Source organism: Segnochrobactrum spirostomi, from assembly GCF_009600605.1.
Taxonomy (GTDB): domain Bacteria; phylum Pseudomonadota; class Alphaproteobacteria; order Rhizobiales; family Segnochrobactraceae; genus Segnochrobactrum; species Segnochrobactrum spirostomi.
This window is the reverse complement of the sequence record NZ_VWNA01000001.1, coordinates 1-18,477: the sequence shown is the minus strand read 5'-3', so window position 1 is coordinate 18,477 and position 18,477 is coordinate 1. Positions and strand designations below refer to the sequence as shown.

The 18,477-nt window shown below is 69.3% G+C and carries 21 protein-coding genes; 5 read left to right on the top strand and 16 right to left on the bottom strand.

Going from position 1 to position 18,477, the window contains the following annotated elements:
- Positions 1-111: 111 nt before the first annotated feature.
- From F0357_RS00105 to rsfS, 8 genes are all read right to left on the bottom strand, one after another.
- Positions 112-1,293 carry a pyridoxal phosphate-dependent aminotransferase gene (locus F0357_RS00105; protein WP_153477400.1) on the bottom strand — a complete coding sequence of 394 codons (1,182 nt, stop codon included), beginning with the start codon at positions 1,291-1,293 and terminating at the stop codon, positions 112-114.
- 99 nt (positions 1,294-1,392) lie between these two features.
- A complete protein-coding gene (locus tag F0357_RS00100) occupies positions 1,393-1,965 on the bottom strand; it encodes an exopolysaccharide biosynthesis protein (RefSeq protein ID WP_153477397.1) in 573 nt (190 codons plus the stop codon).
- Positions 1,966-2,105: 140 nt separating this feature from the next.
- Complete coding sequence (locus F0357_RS00095) at positions 2,106-2,600, bottom strand: class I SAM-dependent methyltransferase (RefSeq protein ID WP_153477395.1); 495 nt, start codon at positions 2,598-2,600, stop codon at positions 2,106-2,108.
- Between the two features lie 10 nt (positions 2,601-2,610).
- Complete coding sequence (locus F0357_RS00090) at positions 2,611-3,099, bottom strand: class I SAM-dependent methyltransferase (protein WP_153477393.1); 489 nt, start codon at positions 3,097-3,099, stop codon at positions 2,611-2,613.
- A 238-nt stretch (positions 3,100-3,337) separates the two neighbouring features.
- A complete protein-coding gene (locus F0357_RS00085; protein WP_153477391.1) occupies positions 3,338-4,675 on the bottom strand; it encodes a S41 family peptidase in 1,338 nt (445 codons plus the stop codon).
- A complete protein-coding gene (locus tag F0357_RS00080; RefSeq protein WP_153477388.1) occupies positions 4,672-6,063 on the bottom strand; it encodes a murein hydrolase activator EnvC family protein in 1,392 nt (463 codons plus the stop codon). The genes F0357_RS00085 and F0357_RS00080 overlap by 4 nt, the downstream gene beginning before the upstream one ends.
- Positions 6,064-6,215: 152 nt before the next feature.
- Positions 6,216-6,698 carry a 23S rRNA (pseudouridine(1915)-N(3))-methyltransferase RlmH gene (gene rlmH / locus F0357_RS00075; RefSeq protein WP_312861386.1) on the bottom strand — a complete coding sequence of 161 codons (483 nt, stop codon included), beginning with the start codon at positions 6,696-6,698 and terminating at the stop codon, positions 6,216-6,218.
- Between the two features lie 25 nt (positions 6,699-6,723).
- Entirely contained in the window at positions 6,724-7,134 is a 411-nt protein-coding gene (gene rsfS, locus F0357_RS00070) for a ribosome silencing factor (RefSeq protein WP_153477386.1), read from the bottom strand.
- 437 nt (positions 7,135-7,571) lie between these two features.
- Between rsfS and fae the strand changes: the two genes are divergently transcribed.
- Positions 7,572-8,081 (top strand): formaldehyde-activating enzyme, encoded by a 510-nt coding sequence (gene fae / locus F0357_RS00065; protein ID WP_153477383.1) that lies wholly within the window; start codon positions 7,572-7,574, stop codon positions 8,079-8,081.
- A gap of 94 nt (positions 8,082-8,175) precedes the next feature.
- Here fae and F0357_RS00060 read toward each other — a convergent pair whose 3' ends face one another.
- Entirely contained in the window at positions 8,176-8,877 is a 702-nt protein-coding gene (locus tag F0357_RS00060; protein ID WP_312861385.1) for a HisA/HisF-related TIM barrel protein, read from the bottom strand.
- Here F0357_RS00060 and F0357_RS00055 point away from each other — a divergent pair.
- Entirely contained in the window at positions 8,870-9,964 is a 1,095-nt protein-coding gene (locus F0357_RS00055; protein WP_312861384.1) for a hydantoinase/oxoprolinase family protein, read from the top strand. The genes F0357_RS00060 and F0357_RS00055 overlap by 8 nt on opposite strands.
- A 3-nt stretch (positions 9,965-9,967) precedes the next feature.
- Here F0357_RS00055 and F0357_RS00050 read toward each other — a convergent pair whose 3' ends face one another.
- From F0357_RS00050 to F0357_RS00035, 4 genes are all read right to left on the bottom strand, one after another.
- Positions 9,968-10,477 (bottom strand): DoxX family protein, encoded by a 510-nt coding sequence (locus F0357_RS00050; protein WP_246161276.1) that lies wholly within the window; start codon positions 10,475-10,477, stop codon positions 9,968-9,970.
- Complete coding sequence (locus tag F0357_RS00045; protein ID WP_153477379.1) at positions 10,464-11,246, bottom strand: HvfC/BufC N-terminal domain-containing protein; 783 nt, start codon at positions 11,244-11,246, stop codon at positions 10,464-10,466. Before F0357_RS00045 ends, F0357_RS00050 begins: the two co-directional genes overlap by 14 nt.
- Positions 11,247-11,254: 8 nt before the next feature.
- Entirely contained in the window at positions 11,255-12,133 is an 879-nt protein-coding gene (gene bufB / locus F0357_RS00040) for an MNIO family bufferin maturase (RefSeq protein ID WP_153477376.1), read from the bottom strand.
- 62 nt (positions 12,134-12,195) lie between these two features.
- Positions 12,196-12,486 (bottom strand): BufA1 family periplasmic bufferin-type metallophore, encoded by a 291-nt coding sequence (locus F0357_RS00035; RefSeq protein WP_153477372.1) that lies wholly within the window; start codon positions 12,484-12,486, stop codon positions 12,196-12,198.
- A 172-nt stretch (positions 12,487-12,658) separates the two neighbouring features.
- Here F0357_RS00035 and F0357_RS00030 point away from each other — a divergent pair, with 172 nt between their 5' ends.
- Both F0357_RS00030 and F0357_RS00025 read left to right on the top strand, forming a co-directional pair.
- Entirely contained in the window at positions 12,659-13,216 is a 558-nt protein-coding gene (locus F0357_RS00030) for a sigma-70 family RNA polymerase sigma factor (RefSeq protein ID WP_153477370.1), read from the top strand.
- Entirely contained in the window at positions 13,213-13,851 is a 639-nt protein-coding gene (locus F0357_RS00025) for an NrsF family protein (protein WP_153477366.1), read from the top strand. Before F0357_RS00030 ends, F0357_RS00025 begins: the two co-directional genes overlap by 4 nt.
- Here the strand turns inward: F0357_RS00025 and F0357_RS00020 are convergent.
- A complete protein-coding gene (locus F0357_RS00020; protein ID WP_153477364.1) occupies positions 13,840-14,901 on the bottom strand; it encodes an ROK family protein in 1,062 nt (353 codons plus the stop codon). The genes F0357_RS00025 and F0357_RS00020 overlap by 12 nt on opposite strands.
- Before the next feature lie 287 nt (positions 14,902-15,188).
- Between F0357_RS00020 and carA the strand changes: the two genes are divergently transcribed.
- Positions 15,189-16,382, top strand: coding sequence for a glutamine-hydrolyzing carbamoyl-phosphate synthase small subunit (carA, locus tag F0357_RS00015; RefSeq protein ID WP_153477360.1), 1,194 nt, complete (start codon positions 15,189-15,191; stop codon positions 16,380-16,382).
- Positions 16,383-16,448: 66 nt separating this feature from the next.
- Here carA and F0357_RS00010 read toward each other — a convergent pair whose 3' ends face one another.
- Positions 16,449-17,558: an LLM class flavin-dependent oxidoreductase gene (locus F0357_RS00010; protein WP_153477349.1), complete on the bottom strand. Its 1,110-nt coding sequence runs from the start codon at positions 17,556-17,558 to the stop codon at positions 16,449-16,451.
- 25 nt (positions 17,559-17,583) lie between these two features.
- Positions 17,584-18,477, bottom strand: an 894-nt coding sequence (locus F0357_RS00005; RefSeq protein WP_153477347.1) for a sulfurtransferase, incomplete at its 5' end; no start/stop codon positions are given.

Genomic DNA, 18,477 nt, shown 5'->3' with positions numbered 1-18,477 from the left:
CCAAGCGGGGCGAAGGAAGAGGTGGCAGGTGATGGGGCAATCGCGTGCGTCTCAGTCGCAGGCGAACACAGCGGCCAAATCCTACACTCCGCGCGCCTCGCGCCCCCCGCCTTACGCCTTCCGCAGCCAATCCTGAAGCCGGTCGGCGGCGGTCGCGATGTGCGATTCGCTGCGGGCGAGGCAGAGGCGCAGGAAGCGCTCGCCGCCGGGACCGAACGCGGTGCCCGGCGCGACGCCGACGCCGGCCTCGTCGATCAGGCGCAGCGCCAGCCGCCGCGTGTCGTCGAACCCGTCGATCGCCAGGAACAGGTAGAACGCGCCGTCAGGCTTGGCGAAGCTCACCCGGTTGGTGGCGGCGAGCGCGCTCGTCATCACGTCGAGCGCGCGGCCGACCCGCGCCTTCTGGAAGGCGATGAAATCCTCGCCCCGTTCGATCGCCGCAAGCGCACCGCGCTGCAGGAAGCCCGGCACGCCCGAGGTCGTATATTGGACGAGGTTCTCGATCGCCGGACCGAACGCCGGCGGCGCCTCGAGCCAGCCGATGCGCCAGCCGGTCATCGCCCAGTTCTTCGAAAAGGTGTTCACGTAGAGGATGCGGTCGTTCGCCTCGTCGGCGACGTCGTGGAACGAGGCCGCGCGCTCGCCGGTGAACGAGAAGCGGCCATAGACCTCGTCGGCGATGATCCAGAGCCCGTGCTTGCGGGCCACGGCGAGCACCGCCTTGAGGGTCGCCTCGTCGGCGGCCCAGCCGGTCGGATTGGCCGGCGAATTGAGGAGGATCGCCCGCGTCGCGGGGCCGATCAGGGCCTCCAGCCGGTCGATGTCGAGGGTCCAGCCGGTCGCGGCATAATCCATGTGCAGGATGCGGGCGCGCCCGCCGGCGAGTTCGACCGCCGCTGGCACGTTCGGCCAGGTCGGCGACGGCACGATCACCTCCTGCCCCGGCTCGACCACGAGGCCGACCGCGATGTGGACCGCGTGCATCCCGCCGATGGTGACGAAGAAGCGCTCGGCCGAGAACGGCCGGGCGAACAGCCGGCCGTGATAATCCGCGATCGCCTGCCGAAGCTCCGGGATGCCGCGCTGCCAGGTGTAGAAGGTCTCGCCGGCGGCGAGGCCTCGCGTCGCCGCCTCGCTGATGAAGGCCGGCGTCGGCAGGTCCCCTTCGCCGACCCACAGCGGGATGAGCCCCTCCTTGAGTCGCCCATAATTGACCACTTCGACGATCCCGCTCTCGGGGGCGCCACGCGCGGCACGGGAGAGTTCGAGGAGGAAATCGGGCGACGCGGACATGGCAATACCTCGGAGGCGGTCGGGCCTCCCCTGTGCGCGCTCCCGTGGTGGAGCGTCAACCCCTCCGATCGACGGGCGAGACCGGACGGCAGCCGCTCCTCAGAAGAGCTGCGCGGCGCCGGCGAAGATCGCCCACGTCATGCCGACGGTGACGGCGAGGCCGAGCACCGTCGCGACATAGCCGCCGAGGGCGAACAGGCCGTCGCGCTCGATCAACGCGAGGCCGAAGATGCAGATCGCGATACCCGGCGGCATGTTGCCAAGGAAGGGAATCGGCAGGACCAGAATGCCCGCGAGCACCACGATGATCGCGCCGATGGCCCGCCGCGCACTGGATGTCACGAGCACGTCGAGGCGCGGGCGGCTCAGCCGCTCGAACTTGCGGATGATCGGCACCGCCCGCTCGACGATCGAGACGAGCACGCTGCGGGGAAAGGTCTTGTCGGCGACCCGGGCCGGCAGCCAGGGAAAGTCCCGGCCGAGGGCGAGTTGGGCGGCGACGAAGCCGAGCACGATACCGCAGATGACGGGCACGCCCGGCGGCATCGGGATGCAGTTCGGAATGCCGAACACGAGGAAGGTCAGCCCGAACACGCGGTTGCGCAGCCCCGCCACGAGGTCGCCGACGCGGATGCGCTCCTCCGGGTGGGCGGCGAGCAGGCCGGTCAGCATGTCCGATGTTCGGGGGTGATCGGCCTGCAACGATGATCCTCTCGAAGGTGCGAGCGACACATAAGGCACCCGACCCTCGAATCCAGGGGACGGATTCGTTTCACCCTTTCATGGGCGGGTGACGGGCGCGCGACGGGCTCTCAGCCCCGAGGCGCGCGATAGAGGTGATAGCGGTTCGCCGGCACCTCCGGGGGCACCGTCAGCTTCTCGTAGCCCGCCAGCTCCATGGTGAAGCTGGTGATGACGATGCCGCCCGGCGCCATCCGCGGCGGCACGAGGGGCGCGAGCCACGCCCGCGTCGCCGCGTTGTGGATCTCGTCGCCGGACCCGATGTCGTTGTGCATCAGGGCCGCTCGGGCCCCGACGCGCGGCCCGCAGAAGGCGAGCGTCTCGCGGATCTCCCCCATGATGAGGTGATGAGCATCGGGCAGGAGATCGATCGGGGCGACGATCACGTTGTCGAAGGCGAAGATCTCCCGGTCCGGCAACAGCGCGCGCAGGTGATCGTAGGTGCGCGCCACGCCGAGGCCGAGTTCGAGGATCGGCCCCGGCACGTCGCCGATCAGCGACGCGGCGTGCTCGATCAGGACCTTCTGCGCCTTGAGGCGGCGGATGAAGCTGTCGAGGCGGCTCATCGGTCCGCTTTCACCGCTTGCGGTAGAGCCAATAGCGGCTCTTTTCGAGCCCTTCGGGCATCGGCAGCATGTCGAAATTCGCGAGATCGAGGCGCACGCCGGTGGCGAGATAGCCGCCCGAGGCGGTGCGCGCGTCGATGAGCGGCGCCAGCCAATCGGCCCGGGCGAGGTCGGCGGTCGGATCGCCGGTGCCGAGATCGCAATGGATGAAGGCCGCCGGAGCGCCCACGCGCGGCCCGCAATAAGCGAGCGTCTCGCGAATGTCGCCGACGATCATGTGGTCGCCGTCGGGAATCGAGGCCGGGTGCGCGGAGACGGCGCGGTCGAACACGAAGATCTCGCGGCCCGGCAGGATCTCACGCAGGTGATCGAACGTCCGCCCGTTGCCGAGGCCGAGCTCGAGCACGGGACCCGGCACGTCGGCGATCTTCGCAGCGACGAGCTCGAGGAGCGCCTTCTGGGCGGTCAGGCGGGCGAGGAAGACATCGAGGCGGCTCATGAGCGGCGCGTTCGTCCCTGGATGGCGCGCCGGCGGCACGCGGAAGGCGAAGGACCGACCGGGGTGCGGTCCCCCGGATCGGCATGGCGGACCGGTCGGCGACCGGCGGAAGGATCATAGACGGGAGGACCATAGAAAGGAGCGGCCGGCAGGTCAAAGCGCGACGCTCTCGGACCGTTCCCCCAAAAATGCGAGCGGCGCCCGAAGGCGCCGCCGCGAGAGGGTCGATCCGCCCGGCTCAGTTCGGAACCGGGGTCTCCGGATTCGGCGGGAAGTTCTTGTTCGCCTGGAGGCCACGGAGCAGTTCGAGCGCTGTGTTGAGCTGCTTGTCCTGCTTCGGATCCTCCGGAACGTAGGCCTGCGAGGGGGCGAGCTGCTCCTTGCCGTCCTCGGCCTTGAGGTGGCCGGCGCGGGTCGCCTCGCCCTTCACCTCGACCTTGTCCTTGAGGTTGTCCGGAACGTCCTGCACGACCTCGATGTCCGGCTCGATGCCCTTGGCCTGGATCGAACGACCGGACGGCGTGTAGTAGCGCGCGGTGGTCAGGCGGATCGCGCCGTTCGAGCCGAGCGGGATGATCGTCTGGACCGAACCCTTTCCGAACGAGCGGGTACCGAGGATGGTCGCCCGGCGGTGATCCTGCAGCGCACCGGCCACGATCTCCGACGCCGAGGCCGAGCCGCCGTTGACGAGCACGATGATCGGCTTGCCGCCGGTCAGGTCGCCGGAGCGGGCGTTGAAGCGCTGGATCTTGTCCGGGTCGCGGCCGCGGGTGGACACGATCTCGCCGCGGTCGAGGAAATCGTCCGCTACCATGATCGACTGATCGAACAAGCCACCGGGATTGTTGCGCAGATCGATGATGTAGCCCTTGAGCTTGTCCTTCGGAATGTCCTTGGAAAGCTCGTCGATCGCGTTCTTCAGGCCGTCGTTCGTGTTCTCGGTGAACTCGTTGACCTTGATGTAGCCGACGTCGCCCTCAGCCCGCCAATGCACCGACGGGATGACGATGCGATCACGGACGATTTTGAACTCGAGCGGCTTCTCGGCGTTCGCGCGCTTGATGGTGAGCGTCACCGGGGTGTTGATCGGGCCGCGCAGGCGGTCGACCGCCTCGTCGAGCGTCACGCCCTCGAGCGACTTGCCATCGACCGCGGTGATGACATCGCCGGAGAGCACACCAGCCTTCTGAGCCGGAGTGCCCTCGATCGGCGACACCACCTTCACGGCGCCGTTCTCCATCAGCACCTGGATGCCGAGGCCACCGAACTCGCCGCGCGTCTTGACGTTCATGTCGCGCTGCTTGTCGGGCGGCAGATATTCCGAGTGCGGGTCGAGCGAGGTCAGCATCGACTTGATCGCCGCCTCGACGAGCTTGGCGTCATCCGGCTGATCGACATAATCGGAGCGAATCCGTTCGAACACGTCGCCGAACAGATTGAGCTGACGGTAGACGTCGGTCGACGCACTGGCGGCGTTCGCAATGCTCGCCGGCGAAAACCGCGGCTGCGTCGCCACCAGCATCAACGCCGCTCCGAGCACGACGCCAGCGCCCACGAGCGTAAACCTGCGAATCATCCGCGTACCTCTTCGTCAGCCGAAGCCGCCCACCACGGGGTCGGGTCGATGGGAGTGCCGTTTTTGCGGAACTCAATATAGAGCGTCGATTGCGGCTGGTCCGCGTCGGTTCCGCCTGCTTTTGCGAGCATCGTACCACCGATCGTTCCGACCGGCTCTCCCGCTAGGACGAACTGACCCAGATCGACATCGATCCGGCCCAGCCCCGCCAAAAGAACATGATATCCGTCGCCCATGTTCAGGATCAAGATCTGCCCGTAGGAACGGAACGGCCCCGCATACACGACCCACCCGTCGGCGGGCGCCGTCACCTGGGCACCGGCCGCCGCCGCGAGCGTGTCGCCTTGTACCTTATTCCCGAATTCGTCGTCCGCACCGAACTTGACCGTGATCGCACCGCGGGTCGGCAGGCGCAGGTGCCCCTTGGTCGAGGCGAACGGGGTCGCGGGCGACAGGCGCGAGGGATCGCCGGCACTCGGCCGAGCGCTCTTGCCATCCGAGGCACGGGCCTCGGCGGCGGCGTTTCTCGCGCTCTTCAGATCGCGTTCGAGCCGCCCGATCAGGTCTTCGAGGCCGGAGGCCTGGGCGGCGAGCGCGGCGGCGTGGTCCTTCTCGGCGGCGAGTTCGCCGGCCGATTGCTCCTGCGCCTTGCGCTTCTCTTCGATCAGGAGGGCGAGGCGGGTCCGCTCCTCGCCGAGCCGCGCGGCATCGGCTTCGAGGCGCTGGCGTTCGTCGGCGGCGTCTTTTTCGAGGCGGGCCAGTGCCGCGAGGTCGGCAGCGAGCGCATCGGCCTCGACGCGGATCTGCGGCAGCACCGCGCCGAGCAGGATGGCGCTGCGCACGGCCTGGCGTGCGTCCGACGGCGCGACCACGAGCGCCGGTGGCGGATGCCGCCCGATCCGCTCGAGGGCGGCCAGCACCTCGGACAATTCTCCGCGCCGCTCGTTGAGCGAACCGCGAATGCGTTCCTCGTCGGCCTGGATCTTGGCGAGCTTGCCCGCGCTCTCCTCCACCGCTTTTTCGAGCGAGGCGAGCCGGTCCCCGGTTTTGATCAGCTCCGCGTTCAGGCTGGCGCGGTCCTTGTCGAGCGCGTCGATCTCGCGGGCGAGCTGCGCCTGACGTTCCGCGCTCACCTGCATGGTGCGGTTCAGCGTGGCGAGCTCGGCCTCACGCTGCTGCTTTTCCGTCTTCGGGTCGGTCGGCTTCGCCGCGGCAGCGGGATCGGCGGGCGCCGCGCTCGCCGCATGGCCCTGGGGAGCTGTGCCGGCTGCATTCTGGGCCGACGCCGGCGGGACGCCGATCAGGCACGTGGCCGCAACGACGGACGCCGCCCCGATGAAGGGGAGCCTCCGCCCGCTCGACTGTCGCGCTGCCGTCGCCGTCCGCAAACTCGATCGTCCTGCCGCACCCGGCGCCGCGAATGGCTTCGCCGGTCGGTGCTCCGCCGTGCATGTCGCGCCATCTGAGCGCGGTCAAGTTAAGCCTTCGTCACGTTCGCCGCAGCGAAGCATCGAACGCCCCGGCATCGCCCTCCGCCCGGTCAGGCCCGGTGATAGGGATGGCCCGACAACAGCGTGACGGTGCGGTAGAGCTGCTCGGCCGCCATGATGCGCACGAGCTGGTGCGGCCAGGTCATCGCCCCGAACGCGACGAGGAGGTCGGCCTGCCGGCGGATCGCCTCGCCGTGCCCGTCCGGGCCGCCGATGGCAAAGCCGAGTGCCGGCCGGCCGCCGTCGCGCCATTGTCCGACCCGCTCGGACAACGCCTCGCTCGACACGGTGCGGCCACGCTCGTCGAGCGCGATCAGAGCCGCCCCGGCCGGCAATGCGGCGATCAGGGCGGCGGCTTCTTCGTCCTTGCGCGCCTCTGCGCGCGCGGCCCGGCTTTCGGCGATCTCGATCACCTCGAAGCCGGCGAGGCCGATCGCCGGCCCCGCCTTCGCAGCACGCTCCAGATAGCGGGCCGCAAGCTCGCGCTCGGGCCCCGCCTTGAGGCGGCCGATAGTGAGAAGGACAATGCGCACGATCGAACCGAGACGCCCACCCGGCTCAGAGCTTGACGCGCGCCGGCGTCGGCGGGGTCGCCGCGTCCACCGACCACATTTTCTCGATATTGTAGAAGGTACGGACTTCGGGCCGGAAGACGTGGACGATGACGTCGCCGGCGTCGATCAGGACCCAGTCGCATTGCGGCAGGCCTTCGACCCGCGCATTGCCGAACCCGGCGTCCTTGAGATCTTTCAGGAGGTGATCGGCGATAGCGCCGACGTGTCGGTTCGATCGCCCGGATGCAACCACCATGTGGTCGCAGAGCGACGTCTTGCCGGTCACGTCGATGTCCGAGATTTCTTCCGCCTTGGAAGAATCGAGGCTCGCCAGAACGACTTCGATCGGGGTCTCGGCGGCAACGCGCGCCGGGGTCACCGATTCATGAGCGGCACGGACGGCCGTGCTCTCCATTTCCACTGCTATGCTCAGGGAACTTGTCCTCTCTCGCCCTGCTGAAACGCTCCTTCGCGCCTTACGACACGCGGGTCGGACCTCGGGTCCGATGAGCCCCCTCAAACGGCGATCCTCCCGCTGGCGCGCGCGAGAGAATCTCACCTCAAAGATAGGGTTGCCGGGGTGACCGTTTCAAGACGCGCGCAGCGATCATTTCATCCGTCCCCGGAATGACCCGCGCTGCCAAACGCCGCGTTGCGGTGCGCCTTGCCGTTGCGAGGTCTTTCAGATTAGGGTCGTCGCGCCGCACGACCAGTACCCTATCTGGCCAACCGGTTCGGTTTGGAACCGAACGCCGATAACAAGGATAGCGGCCGCTTGGCAGGCCCAAATGCCACCACGCGGCGCGCGCGGCTTGTGTTCCATACGGATTCCCTCAAGGGAGGACCACTCACATGGCGAAGATCACTAAAGTGCTCATCGGCGAGTCTCTCGTCGGCGACGGTAACGAAGTGGCCCACATCGACCTCGTCATCGGACCCCGCGGTTCCGCGGCCGAGACGGCGTTCGTGAACGCCCTGACGAACAACAAGGACGGCTTCACGACCCTCCTCGCGGTTCTCGCGCCGAACCTGCCCTGCAAGCCGAACACGATCCTGTTCAACAAGGTCACCATCAAGGACGCCCGCCAGGCCGTCCAGATGTTCGGCCCGGCCCAGTACGGCGTGGCCAAGGCGATCCAGGACTCGGTCGCCGAAGGCATCATCCCGGTCGAGGAAGCCGACGACCTGTTCGTCTCGGTCGGCGTCTTCATTCACTGGGAAGCTTCGGACGACGCGAAGATCCAGGAATACAACTACAAGGCGACCAAGGAAGCGCTCGAGCGCGCCGTCAACGGCAAGCCGACCGCCGCCGAAGTCACCGCCCAGCGCAACAGCGCCCATCACCCGTTCGCCGCGAACTGATCGTTCCGGCATACGGGCCATTGCGGCCTGACGATCGACGCGCCGAGCTTCCCGCTCCGGCGCGTCTTTCATTTCAGGGAGTGCCTACCGGCGTTCAGCCGAAGGCGGCGAGGTCGGCGGACGTGAGCGCGCCGTCGTGCAGCGCCGAGGCGACGAGCACTCCGTCGATCCCGGCATTTGCAAGGGCAGCGAGATCATCCGGTCCGCGCACGCCGCCCGCTGCGAAGACGCGGCGGTCGCCGGCCCGGCGGCGGATCGCCTCGAGCTTGGCGAGGTCCGGCCCGCGGCCCATGCCGACGCGGGCGAGCGTCATGACGACGACGACGTCTGGCCATAGCGCGGCATCGTCTAAAAGCGCGGCCGGCCCGACGAAATCGTCGCCGCGAAAATCGAGCGACAGGGCGACCGGGTGCCCCTCTTGGGTGAGATCGAGCGCGAGACGGGGCGGCGGCGCGCTTTCGCTGCCGATCAGAACGCGTCCCGCGCCGGCTTCCGCGAGACGCCGCGCCGCCGCCGCGTCGGCGATGCCTGCGTCGACCCACATTTCGGCCTCGGGTACCGTGACGGCGAGCGGCGCGACGAGGTCGAGGTTCGGACGGCCTTGCTCGATGCCGTCGAGATCGGCGACGTAATAAGCCCGGAACGGGTGAAGACGGGCGAGGCCGGCGAGAATATCCACCGGCTCCGAACCCGGGGCGAGCGGCGTTTCGATCGGGGCATAATGGGCCCGGTCGCCGGCGCGGGCGCGCACGACGCGGCGATGACGGATATCGAGGACGGGGACGATCGTGAACACGGGTGACGCTGCCTCTCTCACGCCGGCAAGCGCTAGCGGCGTGCCGCACGGCTGGCAAGGACGGACGATCGTCGGGCTCGATGTCGGCGGCGCCCACACCAAAGGCGCCCTCGCCCGCGACGGACGCATCGAGGACGTCGTTCAGATCGCGACGCCGCTCTGGCAGGGCCTGCATCATCTCGACGACGCGCTCGCGAGCGTAAGGCAGCGTTTCGCCGCGACGGGATCGCCGGCATTCGCCGTCACGGTGACGGCCGAACTCACCGACGCGTTCGCCTCGCGCCGCGACGGCATCTCGCAACTCGCCGATCGGCTTGCCGCAGCGTTGGGGCCAGAGACAATCATCTATGCCGGGCCGAAGGGCTTCCTGCCGATCGCCGACGCCGCAGACCATGTCGCCGCGGTCGCCTCCGCCAACTGGCACGCGACCGCGGCCCTCGTCGGGCGGACGTGCCCGAATGCCCTCCTCGTCGATATCGGCTCGACGACGGCGGACCTCATTCCGATCGTGGACGCCCGGCCGGCGGCCCAGGGCTACGGCGACGCGGAGCGGCTCGCGAGCGGCGAGCTCCTCTATACCGGCGCAACGCGCACCTTCGTGATGGCGATCGCTGACCGCGTGCCGTTCGCGGGGCGGTGGCAGCCCCTCATGAACGAATATTTCGCCTCGATGGCCGACGTCCGGCGCATCACCGGCGAGCTCCCCGAGGGCGTCGATCAGCACGCGACGGCGGACGGACGGGGCAAGAGCCTCGCCGAAAGCCGCGCCCGCCTCGCCCGCATGGTCGGCTACGACGCGGCGGACGCGCGCGAGGCGGACTGGCTGCGTCTCGCCCACTATCTCGGCGAACGCCAGCTCGGGAGCCTGTTCGACGCGGCGTCCCTGGTGCTCTCGCACGGCACCGTTGCCGATGACGCGCCGATCGTCGGTGCGGGCATCGGCGACTTCCTGAGCCGCGCCCTGGCCCACCGGCTCGGACGCCGGTGGATCTCCCTCGCCGAGACGATCCCGGTCGCGCCCGCGGCAGCGCCTTGGGCTGCGCGGGCCGCACCGGCGGTGGCGGTCGCGCTGCTCGCCGGCGGCTGAAGGTCACGCCCGCAGCGAGGCCGGGGGATCGAACCGCCGCCGGATCAGGTGATCGAGCGAGAAGAGGCCGGGGCCGTGGACGATGACCGTGAGGAACGAGATCGCCCAGACGCCGTGGGTCGGCCACGCGTCGGGGTAGACGAAGATCTCGATCACCAGCGTCATGCCGAGCAGGGCGAGCGCCGCGAACCGAGAGGCGAGCCCGAGCACGAGCAGGATGGGGAAGAAATGCTCGGCGAAGGCCGCGAGATGGGCAGCAAGCCACGGGTCGATCAGCGGCAGCTTGTATTCTTCCTGGAACAGAAAGACCGCGCTATCCGAGACGTGCCACCCCTCGAGCTTGGTCTCGCCGGATTGCCAGAACACGGCGGCCGGAAAGATCCGCGCGCCAAGCGAGATCAGCGACAGCGGCACCGCCTCGCAGCCGCGCCGGAACAGGCGGAAGGCCGCGACGGCCGGTGAGATTTTGGGGGCGGAGACGGCTGAGCCGTCGAGCATTTCAGCGATCGGCATGATCGTCTTCCGATGATGATGGGGAAAGGTCGGTTGCGCGGGCGAACGCTCCGGCGCCGATGAGCAGGCCGAGCGTCGCAGCAAGATCGAACGCGGGCGCGCCGTCCGGCGACGCGGCGGCCGCCGTCAGCGGGACTCCGGCCAGCAGCGCCAAGGCAAACGCGGCCGCACCCGCCTCCAGCGCGTGAACCTCGACCTCGAGCCCGGGCCGCACGACGAGGGCGGCTTCCGGCATCCAATCGTCGAGGGGCCCGCAGGCGAGATCGCCAACGTTCATCGCCCACAGGCGCACGATCGGATGGGGCGAAGCCACGATCGCGGCTGCGGGGTGGGCGGCGAAGCGGAGCGTTTCGGCCGCCTCCGGCGCGACGGCCGCCAGAGCCTCCGGTAGGAGCGGCGCGGCATCGGCGGCGTGGTAGGCCCGCGTCCGCGCCGCCTCCAGGCGCATCACGTCGGCCAGGTAAGGCACGCCCGCCGCCGGCGGGAAGTCCTCGACGAAATCGGGGAAATCGTCGCCGTAGGTATGCAGCAGCCGCGAACGCGGCGGTCGCACGCGCACGAACGCCGCAGCCATGGCGCGGAAGAAATCCTCGCCGACGATCCGCCGCCCGGCGGGAAAGCGCGCTTCGAGCGCCCCGATCCATCCGACTGCAACGTTGTTGCGGTAGATCGCGAAGCGGCGCGCGGCATCGCCGGCGAAGCCCGCCGGCACCGGCGCTTCGGGATCGCGGACGGCCGCATAGACGGCGGATTGCGAGAGCACCGACATCGTGGGCCTCACGCCGCTTCGCGCGCGGCGACCCGCGTCGCGGCCGCCGCCATCCGCCGATCGGCCTCGACCGCCTCGGCGCGCAACGTCGCCCAATCGGGCACGTCGTTGTCCCATTCGATCAGGGTCGGGACCGGGCCTATCCGTTCGACGAGGCGGTCGTAGAGGTCCCAGACCTCGGCGCAGACGGCGCGGTCGTGAGCGTCGATCAGCAGCCGCTCCCCCTCCCCATCAGCCACCGCGTGGCCGGCGAGATGGATTTCGCCCACGGCCGCGAGCGGAAAGGCGGCGAGATAGTCCGCCGACGAGAAACCGTGGTTCGTCGCGGAGACGTGGACATTGTTGAGATCGAGAAGGAGGCCGCAGCCGGTCCGCGCGGCGATCTCGGCGAGGAAGTCCGTCTCGGCGATGGTGCTCTCGCTGAAGACGACGTAGGTCGCCGGGTTTTCGAGCAGCATCGGCCGCTTCAGCGCCGTCTGCACGCGATCGACGTGCTCGACGACGCGGGCGAGCGTCGCCGGCGTATAGGGGAGCGGCAGCAGATCGTTGAGGAAGACGTCGCCGTGGCTCGACCAGGCGAGATGTTCGGAAAAGCTCGCCGGCTCGTAGCGCGCGCAGAGCTCGGCGAGCCGCGAGAGATGGTCATCGTCGAGAGGGTCCTCGCCGCCGATCGAGAGGCCGACGCCGTGGACCGAGAGGGCATAGTCGGCCCGGAGCCGCGCCAGCCGGGCATGGGGTGGACCGCCAGCGCCCATATAGTTCTCGGCATGGATCTCGAAGAAGCCGATCGGCTGCGCCGCACCGGCGATGTCGGCGAAATGGTCCGGCTTGAAACCCACGCCGGCGCGGCGGGGAAGCCCGGGACCCGGGAAGACGGGAACGTTCATGTGCGGATCCTCGGGACGAGGAGGAGAGCGGCGGCGGGAGCGCACCCCCGCCGCCTGCGGGATCAGGTCGGGCGCTTGATCGGCGTCAGCGAGCCGGGGCCATAGGGCGTCTTCATCGTGGTGCAGGTGCCGGCGGGCACGAGCTTCCAGTGCTTGCCGTCATAGTTCACTTTGGAGGTGCCGGCGCAGGTGGTGCCGGCGCCGGCGGCGCAATCGTTCTGGCCCTTGAGCGCCACGCCCCAGCACTTCTCCTTGCCGGCGGTGTCGGCGGCCGAGGCCGGCAGGCTCGCGGCGAGGGTGAGCGCGCTCGCGAGCGAGCCGGCGAGTGCGAGATTGACGGAACGACGGTTCATGATGTGTCTCCTGCAAAGCGAGCTTTCGATCCGCTCGCTACCGGGCTCTACGCACCGCACCGAAGCCGCATTACACGGCCCCCCACGATTTTTTCTTCGATCCGGAGGAGGAGAGAATTTTTTACGCGCGCTGTAACACCGTGGTCTTCGGCGGCGTAGTACACTCGATCTGATGAGTGCGCGGGCGGTCGAGCAGCAGTGGACGGATTGGATGCGGGCGGCGCTTGCGGGCGACGACGCTGCGTACCGCATGCTGTTGTCCTCGCTCGCCCCAGCGCTCCGGGTCGCCATGCGCGGCGATGTGCGCCGCGTCGGCCTCGCCCCCGCCGAGGTCGAGGATCTCGTTCAGGAGACGCTGCTTGCGATCCACCTGAAGCGCCACACCTGGGACCCGGCGAAGCCGGTGGCGCCATGGGTGACGGTGATCGCCCGGCACAAGGTGTTCGACGCCCTGCGGCGGCGCGGACGGCGGGCCGAGGCCCCGATCGAGGACTTCATCGAGGTGCTGCCGGCCGATCCCGAGCCCGATCCGTTCGAGGGCGAGGACGTCGAGCGGATGCTCGATCATCTGGGCGCCAGGCAGCGGGACATCGTCCGCTCGCTCTCCGTCGAGGGGGCGAGCGTGCGCGACACCGCGGTGCGGCTCGGCATGAGCGAGGGCGCGGTGCGCGTCGCGCTCCACCGCGGGCTCAAGGCGCTCGCGGCGATCTATCGGAAGGCGATCGAATGAAGACGAACGATCTCATCGCGGCTCTGGTCGCCGACGGCCCGAAGCGGGCCGTGCCCCAGGCGCGTTACGCCGCTCTGGTGCTCGCCGTCGCCCTGCCGCTCGCGGCCGCGATCTTTCTCATCACGCTGCACGTGAGGCCGGACATCGCCCTCGCGCTCGGCACCGTGCGCTTTCCCTTCAAGTTCGTGGTGACGCTGAGCCTCGCCGTGCCGGCGGCCGCGCTCGCGCTGCGGCTCGGGCGACCGGACGCGACGCCGCGACGCCCGGCGATCGTGCTCGCCCTCCCCCTCACCCTCCTCGCCGCCGGGCTCGGATTCGAGGCCGCGACCATTCCGTCGGACGCCTGGGCGGCGCGCTGGATCGGCTCCAACGCCCTGTTCTGCCTGTTCGCCATCCCGTTTCTGTCGCTGGTGCCGCTCGCCGCGATCATGCTGGTGCTGCGGCACGGCGCGCCCGCGGATCCCAGACTGGCCGGGCTCGTCGGCGGGCTTGCAGCCGGGGCGATCGGGGCGACGCTCTATGCCGCCCACTGCCCCGACGACAGCCCGTTCTTCGTCGCGACCTGGTACGCGATCGCGATTGGCGGCGTCACCCTCGTCGGCCGCTGGCTCGGGCCGCGCCTGTTACGCTGGTAAGGTGCGCTTCGCGAAGCTCGCATTGCCGAGGCCGGTGCCGATGGTGAGCACCGCCCATCGATCCTCCTCGGCCATGCGCGGCACTACGGAGAGGCCCTGCACCACCGCGTCGTTGTGCACCAGCACCAGCGTTTCATGAGCCCCGATCGTCGGCAGACGCTCACGGATCGCCGCCGGCAGGTTGAAGCGGGGGCCGTCCCAGCGGCCCGGCAGGTTCTGCGCGCCCCGCTCTATGGTGCCGTCGGAATCGATGACGCCCGGACAGCCGACCCCGACGAACGGCGCGAGGCGCAGGCCGTCCTTCTCCGCCTCGGCGACGAGGCGGCCGAGCATGTCGCCGAGCCGATCGATGGCGTGCTCCCGCGTCGGCTTGTCGTCCCGGTGGCGCCAGAGATCGAACCCACCGACCCGCGCCTTGGAGAGATCCGGCGCCTTCTTGCGCCGCAGTTCGACGATCCCACAGCGGATGTTCGACCCGCCGACATCGACGGCGAGAATGGCGTCGAAGCCTTCAAAGATCCAGGGCGGCGCCAGATGGGCGCAGCCGATCAGCCCGGCCTCGTCGGGATGCAGACCGAGGGGCACCAGCTCGGCGTCGACATGGTCGCTCTTGAGAAGAACCGAGGCGCGGCCGATCGCCAGTTCGCCGATACGCGCCCCGGCGAACCCGCCGCCGACGACGATCCGGCGAATGCCGCGCCACGCCTTCTGCTTGAGGAAGCGCCGGGTCACGCCGGCGAGCTCGCCGGCGAAGGTCTCGATCGCCCCCTGCACAACGCCCGCGGCCTCCGGCTCGCCCTTTTCGAGCACCTCGTCGAGCGTGCGCTTCCGCAAGTCCCCGCTCGGCGCCTCTCCGAGCGGATCCTCTCCGACCTCGGCGACGCGCGCCCGCACGTCGTCGAGAATCGCACGGAAGGCGCGGCCGCTGGCGCGATCGCCGACAAACCCGTCCTCGTCCTTGATCTCCAGATTGTAGCTTGTGACCGAAATGTCCGGCAGATCGAGGCGACCGTGCACGATCGTCCCTGTCTCTCTCGTCGACTTGTTCATCAGGGCTCCCCGGGAGCCGCGCCCATCGCGGACGACGATCGTCCTGAGTCAGCGCAGCCTGGACGAGGAAACGCGCTCGGGCCGTGAGATTTCCATCTGGTGTGGAACGTCATGAGACGGCGTAGGATCACGCGGCTCCGGTGCGCGGGGTTGACGCCTCCCCGCCCCTCCCTTACCTCTCGCGCTTCGAAGCTGGCCGAGCCGGCGGCAGCCTCCTGCCCCGGCTCTTTTCGTGTGCCGGCCATCCGCTGCTTCGAGATCCAGTGCTTCGAAATCCAGGTGCCCCCATGACCGACCCGATTGACGCCGACGGCTGGAGCGAACCCGCGCCCACGGCCCTCCTCGTGCTCGCCGACGGAACGGTGATCGAGGGAACGGGCATCGGCGCCACCGGCATCGCCGTCGCCGAGGTCTGCTTCAACACGGCGATGACCGGCTACCAGGAGATCCTCACCGATCCCTCCTATGCCGGGCAGATCGTCACCTTCACCTTCCCGCACATCGGCAATGTCGGCACCAACGACGAAGACATCGAGACGGTGAACGCGGCGAGCGCCTCCGGCGTGCGCGGCATCGTTCTCAAGACCGACATCACCGCCCCGTCGAACTACCGCGCGAGCCGCGCCTTCGACCGCTGGCTCGCCGCGCGCGGCATCATCGGCATCAGCGGCGTCGACACCCGCGCGCTGACCGCCCTGATCCGCGAGAAGGGCATGCCGAACGCGGTGATCGCCCATTCGCCCGACGGCACCTTCGATCTTCCCGCCCTCAAGGCCCAGGCCGCGGCGTGGTCGGGCCTCGAAGGCCTCGATCTCGCCAAGGACGTCACCGGCGGCCAAACCTATGGCTGGGACGAGACGACCTGGGTGTGGGACAAGGGCTACGGTCGCCAGGAGGCCCCGCGCCACCACGTCGTCGCGGTCGATTACGGCATCAAGCGCAACATCCTGCGCCTGCTCGCCGAGAACGGCTGCAAGGTGACCGTCGTCCCGGCGACCGCCACGGCCGAGGACATCCTCGCCCACAAGCCGGACGGTGTGTTCCTCTCGAACGGCCCGGGCGATCCGGCGGCGACCGGCGACTATGCCGTCCCGGCGATCCGCGGTGTCGTCGACGCGGGCCTGCCGGTGTTCGGCATCTGCCTCGGCCACCAGATGCTCGGCCTCGCGCTCGGCGGCAAGACCGTCAAGATGCACCAGGGCCACCATGGCGCGAACCACCCGGTCAAGGACCACACCACCGGCAAGGTCGAGATCACCTCGATGAACCACGGCTTCGCGCTCGATCGCGACAGCCTACCGCCGGAGGTAGAGGAGACCCACGTCTCGCTGTTCGACGGGTCGAATTGCGGCGTGCGGCTCAAGGACAAGCCGGTCTTCTCGGTCCAGTACCATCCCGAGGCCTCGCCCGGCCCGCGCGACAGCCATTATCTGTTCCGCCGCTTCGTCGATCTCATCGACGAGCACAAGGCGAAGGGCTGAACGGCCCGAATCGCGAGTTCAAGCGAGGTTGGGCCGGACAGCGATCCGGCCCTTCTCTTTTTTGGCTCAGGCGATCTCCGCGAGCCGGGGTAGAAGCAGCTCGGACACGCGCCTCGCTTCGTCGATCAGCGGCCATCCGGAGAGGATCAGCGCGGTCAGGCCCGCGTCGTCGTGATAGCGCGCGACGTCGGCCGCGATGGTGTCCGGGTCCCCGACGAAATAGACCGCCGACGAGCCCGCATCGAAGATGTCGAGCGGCGACCACGCCGTGATGCCAGCGAACAGGCTGCCCTCGAGCCGCAAGTCCTCGAGAGCCGGCAGCCGGCCGGCGAGAAGCGCGCGCACCCATCCCTGGCGCTGCTCGTTCGGCGCAACGAACGTGGCGAGATTCTGCCGGCCGCCGGTGCGCCGCACCACGGCGGCGTCGAGCTTGGCGACGATGGTCTCGACCCCGGTCCTGCGGAAGATGTCGTAGAAATGCGCCTCCGCCTCGGCGCGGGAGGGCCGCACCACCGCGCTCGCGAGTGCCCCCATGTCGGCGAAGGTCCGGCCTCGCCTTTGCGCGGCGGCGCGCACCGCATCGAACTTCGCGCGGATGGGTCCGAGCCGGCGCAGCATGGTCAGGTAGACGTCGATGACCGCGCCGGCATGGGCGACGCCCGCGTCCGAGTCGCCCGCCCCCCAGAGCGCGGGGCCACCGGCTTGGGTGGGGGGCAGAACGAGCGGCGTGTTCGGGAAGTTCGTCGGATTGCCCTCGGCGTAGAAGCGGCGGAAATCGCGCCAATAGGCCTCGCCGAGGGCATAGCGATCGTCGTGGCTGGTGGAGACGCCGTAGGTCTCCATGATGTTGTCGCGCCCGTTGATGAGATTGAGGAGCAGCCGGCCTCCGGTGAAGGCATCGAAGGTCAACGCCTGTTGTGCGAGCAGCTTCGCCGGCGTCATCCGGGCGTAGACGGCGACGAGGAAGCGCATCCGCGTCGTGTAGCTCGCCGCGAACGAAGCGGAGACGAAGGGATCGTTCGGCCAGGTGGCGACGAGCGCCCCGTAGAAGCCGCCCGCGTCGATCGTCTGGGCGAGACGCCGATAGCGGTCGAAATCGAGCGGGTAGAGCCCGCCCGGGATCCACGGATAGTCGCCGTCGGCGAGATTGAGGTACCAGAGGGTCTTGAGGGCCATCGAGAGCTCCGCTGCGGCCGGCGGTTCAGGGTTTCGTCGTCACCATGGGAAGCGACGGATCGGCGGACCATTCCGACAGCGACCCGTCATAGATCGCGATGTCGCGCGCGCCGAGGAGCGTGAGGGCGAGCGCCGTGCCCGCCGCGGTGATGCCGCCACCGCAATAGAGGATCAGCCGCTCCGGCTCCGCCGAGAGATCGCCGAGGGCGGCACGCAGGGCCGCGAGCGACCGCAGGGCATTCGTCTCCGGCTCGATCAGATCGCGATAGGGTCGGCTGAGGCTGCCCGGAATGTGGCCCGAACGGGCATAGACCCGCTCGCGGCCGTCGAACACCGGCGGACGGAGAACGCAGACGAGCCGGCCGGCCGCACGGCCTTCGACAATCGCCCTGACATCGTCGAGATCGACGAAGAACCCCGCCCGCGGGTGCGCCTCGAACACGGTATCGCCGGGAAGCGCCGAGGCCGGGCCGAATGCAAGCGGCCGGCCCTCGGCCCGCCATTTGGTCAGACCGCCGTCGAGCACCTGGACGGCGTCGTGCCCAAAGGCCCGGAACAGCCACCAGAGCCGCGCCGCCCAGATGCCGTCGGCGGAATCATAGACGACGATCCGGCTCGCGGATCCGATGCCGAGCGCGCGCGCCGCCGTCTCGAACGCCTCGGCCGGCGGACGCGTGAACTCGAACGGTGCCGACGGATCGGAGAAATCGTGGAGGAGGTCGGCATAGAGGGCGCCGGGAATGTGGCCCGAGTCCTCGAACTGGGCGCGCGTCTCGTGCCGAACGGCCGCCCCGTCCTCGCCGATCCTCTTGCCGATCGTGGCATCGAGCACCACAAGATCGGTACGGCGGTCCGTGCGGGCGAGTTCCCTTGCCAGAACTTCGGTGGAGACGATCGGGGGCAACGGAGGAATGGTCAT